Origin of the sequence: Sorangium sp. So ce296, assembly GCF_051529605.1 — a bacterium.
Classification (GTDB): domain Bacteria; phylum Myxococcota_A; class Polyangia; order Polyangiales; family Polyangiaceae; genus Sorangium; species Sorangium cellulosum_D.
On sequence record NZ_CP150325.1, the window covers coordinates 5,013,182 to 5,034,442 of the forward strand.

2 pseudogenes are annotated in these 21,261 nt (G+C 75.1%); both read left to right on the forward strand.

The features are described 5' to 3' along the window. Positions 1-89: 89 nt before the first annotated feature. Positions 90-10,487 (forward strand): annotated as a pseudogene (locus WME98_RS18665) (type I polyketide synthase); the annotation flags it as partial. Positions 10,488-10,512: 25 nt separating this feature from the next. Continuing rightward, positions 10,513-21,216: pseudogene (locus WME98_RS18670) on the forward strand (SDR family NAD(P)-dependent oxidoreductase); the annotation flags it as partial. Between the last annotated feature and the right edge of the window lie 45 nt (positions 21,217-21,261).

The window sequence follows — 21,261 nt, forward strand, 5'->3', positions numbered from 1 at the left end:
AAGCGAAGCTCCGCGACTACCTGAAGCAGCTCACGCTCGACCTTCAGCGGAGCCAGACGCGCCTGCACGCGGCCGAGAGCAAGGCATACGAGCCGATCGCGATCGTGGCGATGAGCTGCCGCTTCCCCGGCGGCGCGCGCTCGCCCGAGGATCTCTGGCAGCTCCTCGAAGGTGGACGCGACGCCGTCTCCGGCTTCCCCGCGAGCCGCGGATGGAGCGTCGAGCCGCGTGTCGACCCGCGCGCCGACGTGACGGGGAAGACGCCCGCGCTTGAAGGGGGCTTCCTCGAAGGCGCGGAGCTCTTCGACGCGGCGTTCTTCGGGGTGAGCCCGCGCGAGGCGCTCGAGATGGATCCGCAGCAGCGGCTCTTGCTCGAGACGACGTGGGAGGCGATCGAGCGGGCGGAGATCGACCCCGCGTCGCTCCAGGGCTCGCAGACCGGCGTCTTCGTCGGCGTCATGTACAACAACTACGCGAGCCATCACCTTGGCGGCGACGGCGACGCGTCGGGGTACGTGAGCTTCGCGAGCTCGGCGAGCGTCGCGTCGGGCAGGATCGCGTACACCTTCGGCTTCCACGGGCCCACGGTCACCGTGGACACGGCGTGCAGCTCGTCGCTCGTCGCCGTTCATCTCGCGTGCCAGGCGTTGCGAAGCGGCGAGTGCGCCCTCGCCCTCGCCGGCGGCGTCACGGTGATGGCCACGCGCGAGGCGTTCGACGCGCTGTCGTTCGCCGGCTCTCCCGACGGCCGCTGCAAGTCGTTCTCCGCCGACGCCAACGGGGCCGGCTGGTCGGAAGGCGCGGGCATGGTCCTGCTCGAGCGCCTGTCCGACGCGCAGCGCAACGGCCACCCGATCCTCGCCGTCATCCGCGGCTCCGCGGTCAACCAGGACGGCAAGAGCCAGGGGCTCACCGCGCCCAACGGGCCTGCGCAGGAGCGCGTCATCCGCCAGGCGCTCGCCGCCGCGCGCCTGGAGACGCACGACATCGACGCGGTGGAAGCCCACGGCACGGGCACGCCGCTCGGCGATCCGATCGAGGCGAACGCGCTGCTGGCCACCTACGGGGTCGGCCGCCCTGCCGAGCGACCGCTGTGGCTCGGCAGCCTCAAGTCCAACCTCGGGCACACGCAGGCCGCCGCGGGCGTCGGCGGGATCATCAAGACCGTCCTCGCCCTGCGAAACTGGCTGCTGCCCAGGACACTGCACGCCCACGCTCCGTCGCCACACGTCGATTGGGCCGCGGGCGGCCTGCGGCTGCTCGCGGACGCGGTTCCGTGGACGAAGAACGGACGGGTGCGCCGCGCGGCGGTCTCGTCGTTCGGCCTGTCCGGCACCAACGCGCACGTGATCGTCGAAGAGGCGCCGCGCGCCGACCGGGACGAGGCGAGCCCGGCGCCGAGCGGGCGCGACCAGGCGCTGCCGGTGCTCCTGTCCGCGAAGACCGAGGACGCGCTGCGCGCGCAGGCCGCTCGCCTGCACGCCCACCTCGCCGGCGACCCGGGCGCCTCGCTGGTCGACGTGGCCGCCTCGCTCGCCACCACGCGCGCCCACTTCGACCACCGCGCCGCCTTCGTGGCGCGCAGCCGCGACGCTCTGCTGCCCGCCCTCGACGCCTTCGCGCGCGGCGCGACCGACGCGCCGGCCGCGGTCGCCTCGGTCGCGCGGAGAGCCCCCACCAAGGTGGCCTTGCTCTTCACCGGGCAGGGCAGCCAGCGACCGGCGATGGGACGCGGCCTGTACGACGCGTTCCCCGTCTTCCGCGAGGCGCTGGATGCCGTCGCGAGCCACTTCGATCGCGAGCTCGATCGCCCGCTCCTCGACGTCCTGTTCGCCCCCGGTGGCTCCGAGCTGGCCGCTCTGCTGGACGAGACGCTGTTCACCCAGCCGGCCCTGTTTGCCCTCGAGGTCGCCCTCTTCCGCCTCGTGGAAGCGTGCGGCCTGCGGCCAGACGCGCTGCTCGGGCACTCGATCGGCGAGCTCGTGGCCGCCCACGTTGCCGGCGTGCTCTCGCTCGAGGACGCCTGCACGCTGGTGGCCGCGCGCGCGCGGCTGATGCACGCGTTGCCGCCGCGCGACGCCGCGATGGTCGCCCTCACCGCCAGCGAACGCGAGGTGCTCGACGTCCTGTCCGCGCACCCCACGGGCGTATCCATCGCCGCGGTCAATGGCCCGGCCTCGGTGGTGGTCTCCGGCGACGAGGACGCCGTGCTCGCGGTGGCCGCGTCGTTCCAGGCGCGGGGGAGAAAGACCTCGCGGCTGCGCGTCAGCCACGCGTTCCACTCGCATCACATGGCCCCGCTGCTGGAGGCGTTCCGGCGCGTGGCCGAGGGGCTCACGTTCCATCCGCCGCGCATCCCCATCGTCTCCAACGTCACGGGCGCTCGTGCCGAAGAAGGCGAGCTGACCTCCCCCGACTACTGGGTCCGCCACGTCCGTGGGGCCGTTCGCTTCGCCGACGGCGTGCAAGCGCTGCGCGCCGACGGCGTGTCCACCTTCCTCGAGCTCGGCCCGCACGGCGTGCTCTGCGCGCTCGGGAGCGCCGCGCTCCAGGACGACCGACCGCCCCCCGAGGGCGCCGCCTTCGTGCCCGCCCTCCGCGCCGAGCGCGCCGACGACGACGCCTTCGCCGCCGCCCTCGGCGCTCTGTACACCCGCGGGCTCACCCTCGACTGGCGCGCCCTCTTCGCCCCCTTCGCCCCTCGCCGCGTCCCCCTTCCCACCTACGCCTTCCAGCGCGACCGCTTCTGGCTCGAGGCGGCGAGCGCGCAGCCCGCCGAGCCCCGCGCGGCCGAGGAGACGGCGCTCTGGCGCGCGATCGATCGCGGCGACGTCGACGCGATCTCCGCCGAGCTTCGCGTCGACGACGCGGATCATCGCGCAGCGTGGGCCACGCTGGTCCCGACGCTCGCGGCGTGGCGCCGCGAGCGGCGCGCGCAGGCCACGCTCGACGCGTGGCGCTACCGCGTCGTGTGGCGGCCGTGCACGATCGCGCCTGGCGCCAGCGTCGAAGGCACGTGGCTCGTCGTGATCCCCGGCGTCGCTGGCGACGTCGCGCGGCCGCTCGCGCGCGCCCTCTCAGCGCGAGGCGCCGCCGTCGTCGAGATCGAGATCGCCGCCGGCCTCGAGGGCGTCGATCGCGAAGCGCTCGCCGCGCGCGTGCGTGCCGCGTCCGCCGACTCGCGTGCGATCCGCGGCGTGCTCGCGCTGACGGCGCTCGACGAACGCCCGCTCGCCGCGCACCCGGCGGTCCCGGCGGGGCTCGGCGCGACGCTGGCGCTCGTGCAAGCGCTCGGCGATCTCGCGATCGACGCGCCGCTGTGGCTCGTCACGCGGGGGGCCGTGTCGATCGGTCGCTCCGACCCGATCGCGAGCCCCGTCCAGGCGATGTCGTGGGGCCTCGGGCGCGTCGTCGCGCTCGAGCACCCCGCGCGATGGGGCGGCGCGATCGACCTCGCGGCTGGCGATCCCGCTGCTGCGCTCGACGCGAGGGCGCTCGAGCGCCTCGTCGCAGCGCTCGCCACGCGCGACGGCGAGGACCAGCTCGCCCTTCGCCCGGCGGGTCTCTACGCACGGAGGCTCGTCCGCGCGAAGATCGGCGACGCCGCGCCGGCTCGCGCGTTCGCCCCCGCGGGGACCGTGCTCGTCACGGGCGGGACGGGCGCGCTCGGAGCGCACGTCGCGCGGTGGCTCGCGAAGAGCGGGGCCGAGCACCTCGTGCTCACGAGCCGGCGCGGAAGGAGCGCGCCCGGCGCCGAGGCGCTCCAGGCCGAGCTCACGGCGCTCGGCGCGCGTGTCACGATCGCGGCGTGCGACGTCGCCGATCGCGACGCGTTCGGCGCCCTGCTCCGCGATCTCGAGGCGCAAGGCTCGCCGCTGCGCGCCGTCGTGCACGCCGGCGGCGTCGCGCAGGGCACGCCTCTCGACGCGACGTCGCTCGACGATCTCACCCGCGCCATCGCAGGAAAGGCCGCGGGCGCGCGGAACCTCGACGAGCTCACCGGTGAACGCGCCCTCGACGCGTTCGTGCTCTTCGCGTCCGGCGCGGGCGTCTGGGGCGGCGGGCACCAAGGGGCATACGCCGCGGCGAACGCGTTCCTCGACGCGCTCGCAGAGAGCCGCCGCGCGCGCGGCCTCACGGCGACCTCGATCGCCTGGGGCGCGTGGGCGGGCGGCGGGATGCTCGCCGAAGACCCGGCCGCCGAGGAGCACCTCCGCCGCCGAGGCCTCCCGCCGATGGCCCCGGAGCTCGCGATCGCCGCGCTCGCGCGCGCGCTCGATCACGACGACACGAACGTCACGATCGCCGACGTCGACTGGGCGCGCTTCGCGCCGTCGCTCGCGTCCGCGCGCTCGCGGCCGCTGCTCCACGATCTGAGCGAGGCGAAGCGCGCGCTCGACGCCCGGCCGGAGGCGGCGCAGGGCCGCGACGGCGAGCCCGAGCTCCTCGCGACGCTGCGGCCTCTTCCGGCGGGAGACCGCCTCCGGCACCTCGTTGCGCTCGTCGTCAAGGAGACGGCGCTCGTCCTCGGGCACACCGATGTCTCCCGCGTCGAGCCTCGGCGCGGCTTCTTCGACTCGGGCCTCGACTCGCTGATGGCCGTCGACTTGCGTGTGCGCCTCCAGCGCGCCACCGGCGTCACGCTGCCGGCGACGGTCACGTTCGACCACCCGTGCCCGCACGATCTGGCGGCGCACCTCTGCGACGCGCTCGCGCTCCCGCTCGATGGCGCTGGCCGCGACGACGCTCGCGCGGTCGCGGCCCCGCGCGCGCCTTCTCCGAGCGACGAGCCGATCGCGATCGTCGGCCTCGGTCTTCGTCTACCCGGTGGCGTCGGCGACATGGACGCGCTCTTCCGCCTGCTCGAGGAGGGCCGCGACGCGGTCGGCCCGATCCCGAAGGAGCGCTGGGACGCCGACGCAATTTACGATCCCGACCCCGAGGCGAAGGGGAAGAGCTACGTCCGCGACGCGGCGCTGATCGACGGGGTCGATCTGTTCGACGCGGCGTTCTTCGGCATCAGCCCGCGCGAGGCGAAGCAGATCGACCCGCAGCACCGCCTCTTGCTCGAGACCGCGTGGCAAGCCCTCGAGGACGCCGGGATCGTCCCCGCGTCGCTCAAGGACACGAGCACCGGCGTCTTCGTCGGCGCGGGCGCGAGCGACTACGCCTTCTTGCAGGGCACGCCGAGCGACGCCGAGGCGTACGCCGCGATGGGCACCGCGTTCTCGTTCACCGCGGGGCGCCTGGCGTTCACGCTAGGGCTCCAGGGGCCGGCGCTCGCGATCGACACGGCGTGCTCGTCGTCGCTCGTCGCGCTCCACCTCGCGTGCCAGTCGCTGAGGCGCGGGGAGTGCGACCTCGCGCTCGCCGCCGGGTCGCAAGTGACGGCCTCGCCCGACGTGTTCATCCTCCTCTCGCGCACGCGGGCGCTCGCGGCCGACGGTCGGTCGAAGACGTTCTCGGCGCACGCCGACGGCTACGGGCGCGGCGAGGGCGTGGTGGTGCTGGCGCTCGAGCGGCTGCGGGACGCGGAGGCGAGAGGCCACCGGGTGCTTGCGGTCGTCCGCGGGACGGCGGTCAACCACGACGGGGCGTCGAGCGGCATCACGGCGCCGAACGGCACCTCGCAGCAGAAGGTGCTCCGTGCCGCGCTCGGGGACGCGGGCCTCGCGCCGGCCGACGTGGACGTCGTCGAGTGCCACGGCACCGGCACGGCGCTGGGCGATCCGATCGAGGTCCAGGCGCTCGCGGCCGTGTACGGCGAGGGGCGCGCGGCCGAGCGGCCGCTCCTGCTCGGCGCCGTGAAGACCAACATCGGCCACCTCGAAGCCGCTTCCGGCCTCGCCGGCGTCGCCAAGATCGTCGCGGCGATGCAGCATGCGACGCTCCCCGCGACGCGCGGCACGACCCCTCTCAACCCGCACATCCACTGGGCGTCGCTCCCCGTGTCCGTTGTGGGCGCGACGCGCCCGTGGCTGCGGCGCGACGAGGAGACCCCGAGGCGCGCCGGAGTCTCCGCGTTCGGCCTCTCGGGCACGAACGCCCACGTCATCGTCGAGGAGGCGCCGCTCGCGCGCGCGGCCAAGCCCTGCGCGACCGCGACGGGAGCGGGCGGGGCCGCGCCGCGCGACGGAGGGCCCGTACCGGTCCTCCTCTCGGCGAAGACCGAGGCAGCGCTTCGCGCGCAAGCCGAACGCCTCGGCGCGCACCTCGACGCGCACGCCGGCGCCGCGCTCGCCGACGTCGCCGCGTCGCTCGCCACGACGCGCTCGCACTTCGAGCACCGCGCGGCCATCGTGGCCGGTGATCGCGACGCGCTCCGCGACGCGCTCGCGGCCGTCGCAGAGGGGCGCTCCGCGCCACGCGTGCTCGTCGGGCGCGCCGTGGCTGGGGGCAAGCTGGCGCTCCTGTTCACGGGCCAGGGCGGGCAGCGCGCCGCGATGGGTCGGGGCCTGTACGGCGCGTTTTCCGTCTTCCGCGACGCCTTCGACGCGGCGTGCAGCTACCTCGATCGCGAGCTCGAGCACCCCCTGCGCGACGTGGTCTTCGCGCCGCGCGGCTCCGAGCTGGCCGCGCTGCTCGACGAGACGCTGTACACGCAGACCTCGCTGTTCGCCCTCGAGGTTGCGCTCTTCCGCCTGGTCGAGGCCTGGGGAGTCACCCCCCAGGTCCTGCTGGGCCACTCGATCGGCGAGCTGGTGGCGGCCCACGTCGCGGGCGTGCTCTCGCTGGAGGACGCCTGCACCCTCGTCGCGGCGCGCGCGCGCCTGATGCATGCCTTGCCGCGGCGCGACGCCGCCATGGTCGCCGTCCACGCCTGCGAGCGCGAGGTCCTCGACGCGATGGACGCGCTCGACGGGCGCGCGTCGATCGCGGCCGTCAACGCGCCGTCCTCCACCGTGGTGGCCGGGGACCGAGAGGCTGTGCTCGCGGTGGCCGCCCGCTTCGAGGCCCTCGGCCGGAAGACCTCGCGCCTGCGCGTCAGCCACGCGTTCCATTCGCACCACCTCGACCCGATGCTCGAAGCGTTCCGCCGCGTCGCCGAAGGGGTGAGTTTCCAGCCGCCGCGCATCCCGATCGTCTCGAACGTCACCGGCGCGCGGGCGTCGAACGACGACCTGTGCACGGCCGACTACTGGGTGCGCCACGCACGCTGCGCGGTCCGCTTCGCGGACGGACTGGAGGCGCTCCGCGCCGACGGGGTTTCCACCTTCCTGGAGCTCGGGCCCCACGCGGTGCTCTGCGCGCTCGGGCACGAGACGCTCGGGAGCGAGGCGGTCGCGTTCCTGCCCGCCCTGCGCGACGGCCGCGATGACGTCGACACCCTCACCGCGGCGCTCGGGGCGCTCCACGCGCGCGGCCACCACGTCGACTGGGACGCCTTCTTCGCCCCGTTCAACGCGGGCCGCGTCGCCCTGCCCACGTACGCCTTCCAGCGCGAGCGCTTCTGGCTCGACATGCCCAAGGCGAAGAGCTCGCGCGTGGCCGCCGCCGACAGCGCCGGCCGCTACCCCCTCGCCGGCACGCGGCTGGATCTGCCGGACGGCTCTGCTGTCCACACGCTCGACATCGGTCCCGGCGCGCAGCCGTACCTCGCGGATCACTCCGTTTACGGGCGCATCGTCGTCCCGGGCGCGTTCTACGTGGCCGTCTTCCTCGCGGTCGCCGAGTCGCACTGGCCCGATAGCCCCCTCGAGCTGCGCGATGTCGAGTTCGTCCGCGCGCTCAGCTTCCAGCATGCATCGGACATCGTCGCCGTCCACGTCCACCTCACGCCGTCGCGGAGCGAGGGCGCGGGCTTCACGGCGACGCTCTCGACGCGCGCGGCCGACGTGTGGACGACGCACGCGACCGCGTCGCTCGCCCCAATTGCCCCGAGCGCGCTCGCGCGGCGCGTGCCACCCGAGGCGCTGTCGCGGAGCGGCGACCCGGGGGTCGTCGGGCACCTGATCGAGTCGTTCGAGTCGTTCCAGATCGGCTGGGGCCCGCAGTGGCGCTGGCTGCGCCAGGCGACGCACGTGCGCGCGCGCACGGGGCTCGGCTACCTCGAGGCACCCGCCGGCGTTCCCACGGACGACGCGCCGCTCCCCGGCGGGCTCATGGACAACGCGTTCGCCGTCGTGAGCGCGACGAGCCCGCCGGAGGAGGCCGCACGCGCGCGCGAGGCCGAAGGCACCGCGAGCAAGGCCCCGCCGCTGCCTTTCTCGATCGAGCGCCTCGTCTGGTACGGACGCGCCGAGACGCCCTGCTGGGCCGAGTTCGTGCTCCGCGACGCCGGCACGCGCGACGCCGACGGCTACGGCGGCGACATCACGCTCTGGTCACGTGAAGGGGCGTCGAGTGAAGGAGCGTCGCGCGAGGGTACCCCCATCGCCACGATCGACGGCCTCGCGTTCCGTAGAGCCCCCGCCGACAAATTCCTCCCCGAGCTGCCCGCCCGCAACCTCTACGCCCTGACCTGGCCCGAGCAGCCCGCCGCCTCGCGTTCGCCCCGCGGCAGGTGGGCTCTGCTCGGAGAGGACTCCCTCGGCGTCGCGACCGGCGGCACCCCCGTCGATACCTACGCCGACGTCGACGCCTTGCGCGATGCCCTGGGCCGCGGCGCGCCGTGCCCAGCCACGGTCGCCGTCTGCCTCGCGGCCGCGCACGGCCCCTCCGACACCGACGAAACCGAGCTCGTTTCCTCGGTCCACACCGCCGCCGCCCGCGCCCTCGCGTTGCTCAACGCCTGGCTGTCCGACGAGCGCCTGGCCTCCTCGACGCTCGTGCTGCTCACCCAGCGCGCGGTCGCAACCTGCGCCGGCGAGGATGTGCTCGACCTCGCGTCCGCTGCGCTGTGGGGGCTCGTCCGCTCCGCGCAGGCTGAAAACCGCGACCGCGCCATCTTGCTCGTCGACCTCGACGGCTCCGGCGCCTCGCGACGCGCCTTGCCCTACGCGGTCGGAGGCGCGCTCGACGACGCGGAGCCGCAGCTCGCGCTGCGCGACGGACGCCGCCTCGCTCCGCGCCTCGCGCGCGTCGCCGCACCCACCGCCGCGACGGCCAACGCCGCCACCAGCACGAGCGCCACGCCGCGCGCGCTCGATCCCGAAGGCACCGTGCTCGTCACCGGAGGCACCGGCACCCTCGGCGCTCTCGTGGCGCGTCGCCTCGTCGAGCGGCACGGCGTCAAGCACCTGGTGCTGCTCTCGCGCCGGGGCGCGGAAGCTCCCGGCGCATCCGACCTCGCCGCGGAGCTCCAGGCACGCGGCGCCTCCGTCGTCGTCGCCGCCGCGGACGCTGCCGATCGCGCCGCCCTCGAGCGGGTGCTGCTCGCCATCCCGCACGACAGGCCGCTGACCGCCGTCGTGCACGCCGCAGGCACACTGGACGACGGCGTGCTCTCGTCCATGACGCCGGCGCGCCTGAGCGCGGTGCTCCGGGCCAAGGTCGACGCGGCCGTCAACCTCGACGAGCAGACGCGCCACAGCCCGCTGCGCGCCTTCGTCCTGTTCTCGTCGCTCTCCGGGGTGCTCGGGAGCCCCGCCCAGTCCAACTACGCCGCCGCCAACGCCTTCCTCGACGCGCTCGCCCACCGGCGCGCCGCGCGCGGTCTGCCCGCGGTCGCGCTCGACTGGGGGTACTGGGCCCAGACCTCCGGGCTCACGAAGCACCTGGAGCAGGCCGACCTCCGTCGCATCGCGCGCGGCGGGCTCAAGCCCCTCGCCTCGGACGAAGCGCTGGCGCTGTTCGACCTGGCGCTCGCCCAGGACGCGCCGTGCCTGGTGCCCGCAGCGTTCGACGCCGACGCGCTCCGGAAGAGCGGCGACGCGCTCTCCGCGCTGCTCCGAGGCCTGGTCAGCGGCCCCCGCGCCCGCGCGCAGCGCGCGAGCGGCGCCGGCGATGCCTCCGCGCTGAAGCTCCGGCTCGCCTCGCTCGCTCCCCAGGAGCGCCACCGGATGCTCCTCGACGTCGTGCGCGCCGACGTCGCGACCGTCCTCGGCGTCGCCTCTCCCCTCGACATCGAGCCCGGACGACCTCTCCAGGAGCTCGGCCTCGACTCCCTCATGGCCATCGAGCTCAGAAACAGGCTCGCGGCCGCCACGGGGCTCAGGCTGAGCGCGACGCTCCTCTTCAATCACCCCACGGTCGGCGCCCTCACCGATCACGTGCTCTCGAAGATGATCGATCTCCCGAGCGCCGGCTCCCCCGCGCCCGCGAGCGCCGGCTCCCCCGCGCCCGCGAGCGACGCCGAGCTCCGCGACGCGATCGCGTCGATCCCGCTCGACCGGCTCCGCGAGGCCGGGCTGGTGAGCGCGCTCATGCGCATCGCCCGTCCGCGCGACGCAGCCTCCGCGGACGCAGAAACGAAGCCCGAAGCCACGGCGGCGGCGGCGATCGACGCGATCGCGTCGATGGATGTGAACGACTTGGTCCGGATGGCCCTCGACAAGGCGAAGGCGCCTCGTATCTCGGGCGGCCACGACGAGGATCTCGATGAGTAGCTCGAACCAGGAGCTCGTCGAGGCGCTGCGCGCGTCGCTGACCGACGTTGAGCGCCTCAAACAGCGCAACAGGGAGCTCGTTCGCGCGTCGCGCGAGCCGATCGCGATCGTGGCGATGAGCTGCCGCTTCCCCGGCGGCGTGCGCTCGCCCGAGGATCTCTGGCAGCTCCTCGAAGCCGGGCGCGACGCCGTCTCCGGCTTCCCCGAGGACCGCGGCTGGAACGTCGAGCCGCGCGTGGATCGCGACGCCAGCGACGGGCGGGTCCGCGCGCGCGAAGGCGGCTTCCTCGCGGACGCGGGCGCCTTCGATTCCGCGTTCTTCGGGATCAGCCCGCGGGATTCGCTCGAGATGGATCCGCAGCAGCGGCTCTTGCTCGAGACGACGTGGGAGGCGATCGAGCGGGCGGAGATCGACCCCGCGTCGCTCCAGGGCTCGCAGACCGGCGTCTTCGTCGGCGTCATGTACAACAACTACGCGACGCGCCTCTTCGAGCCCGACGCGGACGTCGAGGGGTACGTGAGCTTCGCGAGCTCGGCGAGCGTCGCGTCGGGCAGGATCGCGTACACCTTCGGCTTCCACGGGCCCACGGTCACCGTGGACACGGCGTGCAGCTCGTCGCTCGTCGCGCTCCACCTCGCGTGCCAGGCGTTGCGGAGCGGCGAGTGCGCCCTCGCCCTCGCCGGCGGCGTCACGGTGATGGCCACGCGCGAGGCGTTCGACGCGCTGTCGTTCGCCGGCTCTCCCGACGGCCGCTGCAAGTCGTTCTCCGCCGACGCCAACGGGGCCGGCTGGTCGGAGGGCGCGGGCATGGTCCTGCTCGAGCGCCTGTCCGACGCGCAGCGCAACGGCCACCCGATCCTCGCCGTCATCCGCGGCTCCGCGGTCAACCAGGACGGCAAGAGCCAGGGGCTCACCGCGCCCAACGGGCCCGCGCAGGAGCGGGTCATTCGCCAGGCGCTCGCCGCCGCGCGCCTGGAGACGCACGACATCGACGCGGTGGAAGCCCACGGCACGGGCACGCCGCTCGGCGATCCGATCGAGGCGAACGCGCTGCTGGCCACCTACGGGCTCGGCCGCCCTGCCGAGCGACCGCTGTGGCTCGGCAGCCTCAAGTCCAACCTCGGGCACACGCAGGCCGCCGCGGGTGTCGGCGGGATCATCAAGACCGTCCTCGCCCTGCGAAACGGGCTGCTGCCCAGGACACTGCACGCCCACGCTCCGTCGCCACACGTCGATTGGGCCGCGGGCGGCCTGCGGCTGCTCGCGGACGCGGTTCCGTGGACGAAGAACGGACGGGTGCGCCGCGCGGCGGTCTCGTCGTTCGGCCTGTCCGGCACCAACGCGCACGTGATCGTCGAAGAGGCGCCGCGCCCCGACCGGGACGAGGCGAGCCCGGCGCCGAGCGGGCGCGACCCCGCGCTGCCGGTGCTCCTGTCCGCGAAGACCGAGGACGCGCTGCGCGCGCAAGCCGCTCGCCTGCACGCCCACCTCGCCGGCGACCCGGGCGCCTCGCTGGTCGACGTGGCCGCCTCGCTCGCCACCACGCGCGCCCACTTCGACCACCGCGCCGCCTTCGTGGCGCGCGACCGCGACGCTCTGCTGCCCGCCCTCGACGCCTTCGCGCGCGGCGCGACCGACGCGCCGGCCGCGGTCGCCTCGGTCGCGCGGAGAGCCCCCACCAAGGTGGCCTTGCTCTTCACCGGGCAGGGCAGCCAGCGACCGGCGATGGGGCGCGGCCTGTACGACGCGTTCCCCGTCTTCCGCGAGGCGCTGGATGCCGTCGCGAGCCACTTCGATCGCGAGCTCGATCGCCCGCTCCTCGACGTCCTGTTCGCCCCCGGTGGCTCCGAGCTGGCCGCTCTGCTGGACGAGACGCTGTTCACCCAGCCGGCCCTGTTTGCCCTCGAGGTCGCCCTCTTCCGCCTCGTGGAAGCGTGCGGCCTGCGGCCAGACGCGCTGCTCGGGCACTCGATCGGCGAGCTCGTGGCCGCCCACGTTGCCGGCGTGCTCTCGCTCGAGGACGCCTGCACGCTGGTGGCCGCGCGCGCGCGGCTGATGCACGCGTTGCCGCCGCGCGACGCCGCGATGGTCGCCCTCAACGCCAGCGAACGCGAGGTGCTCGACGTCCTGTCCGCGCACCCCACGGGCGTATCCATCGCCGCGGTCAACGGCCCGGCCTCGGTGGTGGTCTCCGGCGACGAGGACGCCGTGCTCGCGGTGGCCGCGTCGTTCCAGGCGCGGGGGAGAAAGACCTCGCGGCTGCGCGTCAGCCACGCGTTCCACTCGCATCACATGGACCCGCTGCTGGAGGCGTTCCGGCGTGTGGCCGAGGGGCTCACGTTCCATCCGCCGCGCATCCCCATCGTCTCCAACGTCACGGGCGCTCGTGCCGAAGAAGGCGAGCTGACCTCCCCCGACTACTGGGTCCGCCACGTCCGTGGGGCCGTTCGCTTCGCCGACGGCGTGCAAGCGCTGCGCGCCGACGGCGTGTCCACCTTCCTCGAGCTCGGTCCGCACGGCGTGCTCTGCGCGCTCGGGAGCGCCGCGCTCCAGGACGACCGACCGCCCCCCGAGGGCGCCGCCTTCGTGCCCGCCCTCCGCGCCGAGCGCGCCGACGACGACGCCTTCGCCGCCGCCCTCGGCGCTCTGTACACCCGCGGGCTCACCCTCGACTGGCGCGCCCTCTTCGCCCCCTTCGCCCCTCGCCGCGTCCCCCTTCCCACCTACGCCTTCCAGCGCGACCGCTTCTGGCTCGACGCCCCCGCGTCCCTCACCGCCGACGTCGCCTCTGCGGGGCTCGCCCCCGCAGGCCACCCGCTTCTCGCCGCCGTCACTCCGGTCGCGGGCGAAGACGCCGTCCTCTTCACGGGGCGCATCTCCCTCACCGAACACCCATGGCTCGAAGGCCACTCCGTCTTCGGCGCCCCCATCCTGCCGGCGACCGCGTTCCTCGATCTCGCCCTCGCCGCTGCGCGCCACCTCGGACTCGCGCGCGTCGACGAGCTCACCCTCGAAGCCCCGCTCGCCCTCGCCGGCGGCGGGCTGCTCCTCCAGCTCCACGTCGCGCCTCCCGACGCGCGCGGCGTCCGCGCGATCGCCGTCCATGCACGTCCCGAGGCCGACGAGGGCGCCCCGTGGACGCGGCACGCCACCGGGCTGCTCGCGCCGCTCCGCGACCTCGACGCCTCCGCGAGCGACCTCCGCGCGTGGCCCCCGCCCGGCGCCGCGCCGCAATCCATCGACGGGCTCTACGCGCGCCTCGCCGACGCGGGCCTCGCTTACGGGGACGCCTTCCGAGGCCTGCGCGCCGTCTATACGCGCGGCGATGACGTCTTCGCCGAGGTCAGGCTCCCGGCCGAGATCGCCCTCGACGCGGCGCGCTTCGAGCTCCACCCGGCGCTCCTCGACGCCGCGTTCCACGCGCTCCTCCGAAAGCGCGCCGACGACACGGGCGACGTCACGCTGCCGTTCTCGTGGACCGGCGTGTCCCTCGTGCGGCGCGGGGTCGCGACGCTGCGCGTGCATTTCGGCGCGACGCGCGACAGGCGCGGGCTCGCGCTCACGCTCGCCGACGCGGCCGGCGAGCCGGTCGCGACGATCGAGGGCCTGCACGGGCGGCCCGCCTCCGAGAAGCAGATCCACGGCGACGAGGACGTCGATCGCCTGCGCTACCGCGTCGCGTGGAAATCTATCGCTCCGTCCGAGCTCGCGGCGGCGCGCGATCTCCGCGGTGCGTGGCTGGTCGTCGCGCCCGAGCACGGCGAAGGCCCGCGGCTCGCGCGCGCCGTCGGTCGCGCGATCTCGGCGCGCGGCGCGGAGATCGTCGAGCTCGCCGTCGGCGACGGCGACGCGACGCGCGATCGCCTAGACGCGCGCATGCGCGGCGCGCTCGCCGGCCGCGAGGCGCTTCGCGGCGTGCTCTCGTTCGCGTCCCTCGACGAGACGCCGCTCGCCGCGGACGCCGCGATCCCGCGAGGGCTCGCGGTCACGCTCGCCCTCGTGCAAGCGCTCGGCGACGTCGCGGGCGATGCGCCGCTGTGGCTCTTCACCGAGGGCGCCGTCTCGACAAGCGCGACCGATCCAATCGCGAGCCCCGCGCAGGCGATGACGTGGGGCCTCGGGCGCGTCGTCGCGCTCGAGCACCCGGAGCGCTGGGGCGGGCTCATCGATCTAGGGAAAGACGCGCTGGATCCGGCGGACGCGCTCGATGGCGTCCTCGCGGCGCTCGCGACGCGCGACGACGAGGATCAGCTCGCCGTACGTCCGTCGGGGCTCTACGCGCGGAGGCTCGTCCGTGCCCCGCGGAGCGAGGCCGCCGAGGCGCGCGCGTTCGCGCCGCGCGGCACGGCGCTCGTCACCGGCGGCACGGGCGCCCTCGGCGCGCATGTCGCGCGGTGGCTCGCGAAGAGCGGCGCCGATTCCATCGTGCTCACGAGCCGCCGCGGGCCCGACGCCCCGGGCGCCGACACGCTCGCCGCCGAGCTCACGGCGCTCGGCGCGCGCGTCACGATCACCGCGTGTGATGTCGCCGATCGCGCGGCCCTCGCGTCGCTCGTGGCGCGGCTCGACGAAGGCGAGGCGCCGATCCGCGCCGTCTTCCACGCCGGCGGTGCGATGCCCGAGGCGCCCCTCGCCGCGACCGGCGTCAGCGACCTGTCCGCCGCGATCCGCGGGAAGGTCCAGGGCGCGCGGCACCTCGACGAGCTGCTCAGGGACCGCGCGCTCGATGCGTTCGTCCTCTTCGCGTCCGGCGCGGGGGTGTGGGGCGGCGCGCGCCAGGGCGCGTACGCCGCGGCGAACGCGTTCCTCGACGCGCTCGCGGAGAGCCGCCGCGCGCGCGGACTCACGGCGACGTCGATCGCCTGGGGCGCCTGGGCCGGAGGCGGCATGGTCGCGAGCGACGCGGCCACCGCGCGGCACTTGCGCCGCCGAGGGATCGCGCCGATGGCGCCAGCGCGCGCCCTCGCCGCGCTCGCGCGCGCGCTTCGTCACGACGACGCGAACGTCACCGTCGCGGACGTCGACTGGGCGCGTTTCGCGCCGTCGTTCGCGTCCGCGCGTCCGCGCCCGCTCCTCCGCGACTTGCCCGAGGCGAAGCGCGCCCTCGCCCGCTCCGAGAGGCCCGACGCGCGCGCATCGACGCTGACCGACAGGCTCGCGGGGCTCGCCGCGCCCGAACGCGAGCGCGCCCTCTCTGACGTCGTTCGGGCCGAGGTCGCGTCCGCGCTCGGCCTCGCCGCGAGCGCGCTCGACACGAGCCGCCCGCTCCAGGAGCTCGGGCTCGACTCGCTCGTCGCCGTGGAGCTGCGAAACCGGCTCGCGGCCCTCGCCGGCGTGCGCCTCCCCGCGACGCTGATCTTCGATCACCCGACGGCCTCCGCGCTCGCGCGCTTCCTCGCCGGCACGCTCTTCGGCCAAGACGCCGCCCTCCCCGCGGCGCCCGCTCCGGCGGCCGCGCGGGGTAACGACGACGCCATCGCGATCGTCGCGATGAGCTGCCGCTACCCCGGCGGCGTCCGCACCCCCGAAGAGCTCTGGCAGCTCCTCGAAGCCGGACGCGACGCGATCTCGGGCTTTCCGACGAACCGGGGCTGGGACCTCGACGCGCGCGCCCCGATCGCTCCCTCCGCGGCGAGCCCCGCGCGCGAAGGCGGCTTCCTCCTCGACGCCGACAGGTTCGATCCGGGCTTCTTCTCGATCAGCCCGCGCGAGGCGCTCGACATGGACCCGCAGCAGCGGATCTTGCTCGAGGTCGCGTGGGAGGCGATCGAGCGCGCGGCGATCGATCCGGCGTCGCTCCAGGGCTCGCCGACCGGCGTCTTCGTCGGCGTCATGTACAACAACTACTCCGCGCGCGTCCTCGCGGGGGACGACCGCGAAGGCTACGTCGGCCTCTGCAGCTCGGCGAGCATCGCGTCCGGGCGGATCGCCTACACGCTCGGCTTGCAAGGCCCCACGCTCACGGTCGACACGGCGTGCAGCTCGTCGCTCGTCGCGCTCCACCTCGCGTGCCAGGCGTTACGAAGCGGCGAGTGCGCCCTCGCCCTCGCCGGCGGCGTCACGGTGATGGCGTCGCGCGGCGCGTTCGACGGGCTCGCCTTCCTGGGAGCGGGAGCGCCGGACGGTCGCTGCAAGTCGTTCTCCGCCGACGCCAACGGGGCCGGCTGGTCGGAAGGGGCCGGCATGGTCCTGCTCGAGCGCCTGTCCGACGCGCAGCGCAACGGCCACCCGATCCTCGCCGTCATCCGCGGCTCGGCGGTCAACCAGGACGGCAAGAGCCAGGGGCTCACCGCGCCCAACGGGCCCGCGCAGGAGCGGGTCATTCGCCAGGCGCTCGCCGCCGCGCGCCTGGAGACGCACGACATCGACGCGGTGGAAGCCCACGGCACGGGCACGCCGCTCGGCGATCCGATCGAGGCGAACGCGCTGCTGGCCACCTACGGGCTCGGCCGCCCTGCCGAGCGACCGCTGTGGCTCGGCAGCCTCAAGTCCAACCTCGGACACACGCAGGCCGCCGCGGGTGTCGGCGGGATCATCAAGACCGTCCTCGCCCTGCGAAACGGGCTGCTGCCCAGGACGCTGCACGCCCACGCTCCGTCGCCGCACGTCGATTGGGCCGCGGGCGGCCTGCGGCTGCTCGCGGACGCGGTTCCGTGGACGAAGAACGGACGGGTGCGCCGCGCGGCGGTCTCGTCGTTCGGCCTCTCGGGCACCAACGCGCACGTGATCGTCGAGGAGGCGCCGCGCGCCGAGCGGGAGGAGGCGAGCCCGGCGCCGAGCGGGCGTGACCCCGCGCTGCCCGTGCTCCTGTCCGCGAAGACCGAGGACGCGCTGCGCGCGCAGGCCGCCCGCCTGCACGCCCACCTCGCCGGCGACCCGGGCGCCTCGCTGGTCGACGTGGCCGCCTCGCTCGCCACCACCCGTGCCCACTTCGACCATCGCGCCGCCTTCGTGGCGCGCGACCGCGACGCCCTGCTGCCCGCCCTCGACGCCTTCGCGCGCGGCGCGACCGACGCGCCGGTCGCGCGGAGAGCCCCCACCAAGGTGGCCTTGCTCTTCACCGGGCAGGGCAGCCAGCGACCGGCGATGGGGCACGGCCTGTACGACGCGTTCCCCGTCTTCCGCGAGGCGCTGGATGCAGCTTGCAGCCATCTGGATCGCCACCTTGGGCGCCCGGTGCGCGACGTGCTGTTCGCCCCCCGTGGCTCCGAGCTGGCCGCTCTGCTCGACGAGACGCTGTTCACCCAGCCGGCCCTGTTTGCCCTCGAGGTCGCCCTCTTTCGCCTCGTGGAAGCGTGCGGCCTGCGGCCAGACGCGCTGCTCGGGCACTCGATCGGCGAGCTCGTGGCCGCCCACGTTGCCGGCGTGCTCTCGCTCGAGGACGCCTGCACGCTGGTGGCCGCGCGCGCGCGGCTGATGCACGCGTTGCCGCCGCGCGACGCCGCGATGGTCGCCCTCACCGCCAGCGAACGCGAGGTGCTCGACGTCCTGTCCGCGCACCCGACGGGCGTATCCATCGCCGCGGTCAACGGCCCGGCCTCCGTGGTGGTCTCCGGCGACGAGGACGCCGTGCTCGCGGTGGCCGCGTCGTTCCAGGCGCGGGGGAGAAAGACCTCGCGGCTGCGCGTCAGCCACGCGTTCCACTCGCATCACATGGACCCGCTGCTGGAGGCGTTCCGGCGTGTGGCCGAGGGGCTCACGTTCCATCCGCCGCGCATCCCCATCGTCTCCAACGTCACGGGCGCTCGTGCCGAAGAAGGCGAGCTGACCTCCCCCGACTACTGGGTCCGCCACGTCCGTGGGGCCGTTCGCTTCGCCGACGGCGTGCAAGCGCTGCGCGCCGACGGCGTGTCCACCTTCCTCGAGCTCGGCCCGCACGGCGTGCTCTGCGCGCTCGGGAGCGCCGCGCTCCAGGACGACCGACCGCCCCCCGAGGGCGCCGCCTTCGTGCCCGCCCTCCGCGCCGAGCGCGCCGACGACGACGCCTTCGCCGCCGCCCTCGGCGCTCTGTACACCCGCGGGCTCACCCTCGACTGGCGCGCCCTCTTCGCCCCCTTCGCCCCTCGCCGCGTCCCCCTTCCCACCTACGCCTTCCAGCGCGACCGCTTCTGGCTCGACGGTACCGCGTCCCTCGGCCCGCGCGCCTCGGCGCGCGACGGCGACGGCGCGAAGCCTGCGCACGACGCGCTCTTCCGCGTCGAATGGGCGGAGCTCCCCGTCCCGCCGCGGGCCGAGGCGCTCGGCCGCGTCGCGTTCGTCGGCGGCGATCCAGCGACGCCCTTCGATGCAGGCGCCGCCGAGGCCGTGGTCGCCTATGGCGACCTCGCGGCGATGACCGACGCGGTCGCGGGCGGCGCGACGCCGCCCGACGTCGCCGTCGTTTCGTTCGTCTCCCCCGATGAAACCAGGGAAACGATGCACGTTTCCTCCGTGGCCGCGGCGTCTGCCGTGCATGACGCCACGGAGCGCGCGCTCGCGCTCTTCAAGGCATGGCTCGCCGACGAGCGCTTCGCGTCGTGCGCCCTCGTCGCGCTCACGCGGCGCGCGGTCGCGACGTACCCCGGCGAAGACATCGAGGACCTCGCGCACGCGGCGCTCTCGGGGCTCGTACGCTCGGCGCAGGCCGAGCACTCCGACCGCGCGATCCTCCTCCTCGACGTCGACGGCACGGGCGCGTCGCGCCGCGCGCTCGCGGGCGCCATCGCGACCGCGCGCACCTCGCTCGAGCCCGCGCTCGCGCTCCGTGACGGGCGCTGCCTCGCGCCGCGCCTCGCGCGGGTGGCGCAAGACACGGCGCGCGCGGCGCGCCCGCTGCCCGAAGGCGGCACGGTCCTCGTCACGGGCGGCACCGGGACGCTCGGCGGCGCGATCGCGCGCCACCTCGTCGAACGCCACGGCGTGCGGCACCTCGTCCTCACATCGCGACGCGGCTCGGCGGCCGACGGCTCCGCGGCGCTGCAGCGCGACCTCGAGGCCGCCGGCGCCTCGGTGACGATCGCCGCGTGCGACGCCGCCGACCGCGACGCGCTCGCGCGCCTCGTCGCCTCCATCGACCGCGAGCACCCGCTCACGGCGGTCGTCCACGCCGCGGGCGTCCTCGACGACGGCCTCCTCAGGTCGATGACCGCCGAGCGCCTCCACGCCGTCTTGCGCGCGAAGGTCGACGCCGCGCTCCACTTGCACGACGTCACGCGCGCGCTCGACCTCACGGCGTTCGTCATGTTCTCGTCGGTCGCGGGCGTCGTCGGCGCCCCGGGGCAAGGAAACTACGCGGCAGCCAACAGCTTCCTCGACGCGCTCGCGCACCACCGCGGCGCGCACGGCCTCGCAGCGGTCGCCCTCGACTGGGGGTACTGGGCGCAGGCCTCCGGCCTGACGGGGCACCTCACCGGGGCCGACCTCCGCCGCATGGCGCGCGGTGGCCTCCGCGCGCTCGCGACCGACGAAGGCCTCGCGCTCTTCGACCTCGCCCTCGGACGCACCGACGCCGCGCTCGTGCCGGCGTCGTTCGACCTCGCCGCGCTCCACGCTGACGCGCCGCGCGATCTCCCCGCGCTCTTTCGCAAGCTCGTTCTCCCGCACGCCGAGCGCGCGACCCCCAGAGGCCCGCGCCTCCGCGCGCTGCCGCGGGCCGAGCGCGAGCGCGCGCTCGCCGACGTCGTACGCGCCGAAATCGCGAGCGTCCTCGGCCACACGGCCGCGAGCGCCATCGAGGCGCACCGCCCCTTCCTCGAGCTCGGCCTCGACTCGCTCATGGCCGTCGAGCTCCGCGCCAAGCTCGCCTCAGCCACGGGCCTGCGCCTGGCTTCCGCGTTCCTCGTCGATCACACGACGCTCGACGCCGTGACGCGCGCGCTCCTCGCGCGGCTCGAGCAGGACGACACGCACGACGCGCCCGCGGCGGAGCCCTCGGGCGACGCGGACGAGCGCCGCGACACCGCGCTCTTCAGCCTCTTCAAGCAGGCGATCCACGCGGACGAGCCCGATCTCGCGCACAGCCTGCTGCTCGCCGCCGGAGAGATCCGCTACCGCCACGAGCGCGCGGCGCGCACCGCCCCGAAGGTCCTCGAGCCAGCGCGCCTCGCGCGCGGCCCGCTCGGGCCAGGCCTCGTGTGCCTCCCGTCGTTCTATCCGCCGGTCTCGGTCTACACGCGCTTCGCGGCGGCGCTCCGCGGCGAGCGCGACGTATGGCTCCTCCCGCCGCCCGGCTACGCGCGCGGCGAGCACCTCGCGCCCGACATGCCGGCGCTGATCGAGCACCAGGCCGCGGCGATCGTGCGATCCACGGCGGGCTCGCCGTTCGCGATCGTCGCGTACTCGTCGAGCGGGTGGCTCGCGTACGCGACGGCGAGCTGCCTCGAGAGCAAGGGCTGCTCTCCGCGCGCGCTGGTGCTCCTCGATCACGTGGATCAGAGCATCCCGCGAGAGCTCGGGCACAAGATCTGGCGCGAGTGGGTCGACTTCCCGGTCCCTGCCCGCGCCGACGTCGAGATGAGCGCCCTCGGCCACTATGTGAAGCTCCCGCAGGCCGAGACACCCGCGCAGATCGCCGCGCCGATCCTCCTCGTGCGCCCCGCGACGCTGTCGGCGACGGACGTGTGGCCGCCGCACTGGCGCGCCCCCGAGGCCGTCGTCGAAGTCCCCGGGAGCCACTCGACGATGCTCGTGACGCACGCCGAGAGCACGGCGCGCGCCGTCCACGAGTGGCTCCTCTCGCGCCCCGCGTAGCGAACCACGACGCGATTCACATGCGCCCCCATCGCCGTCCCATCC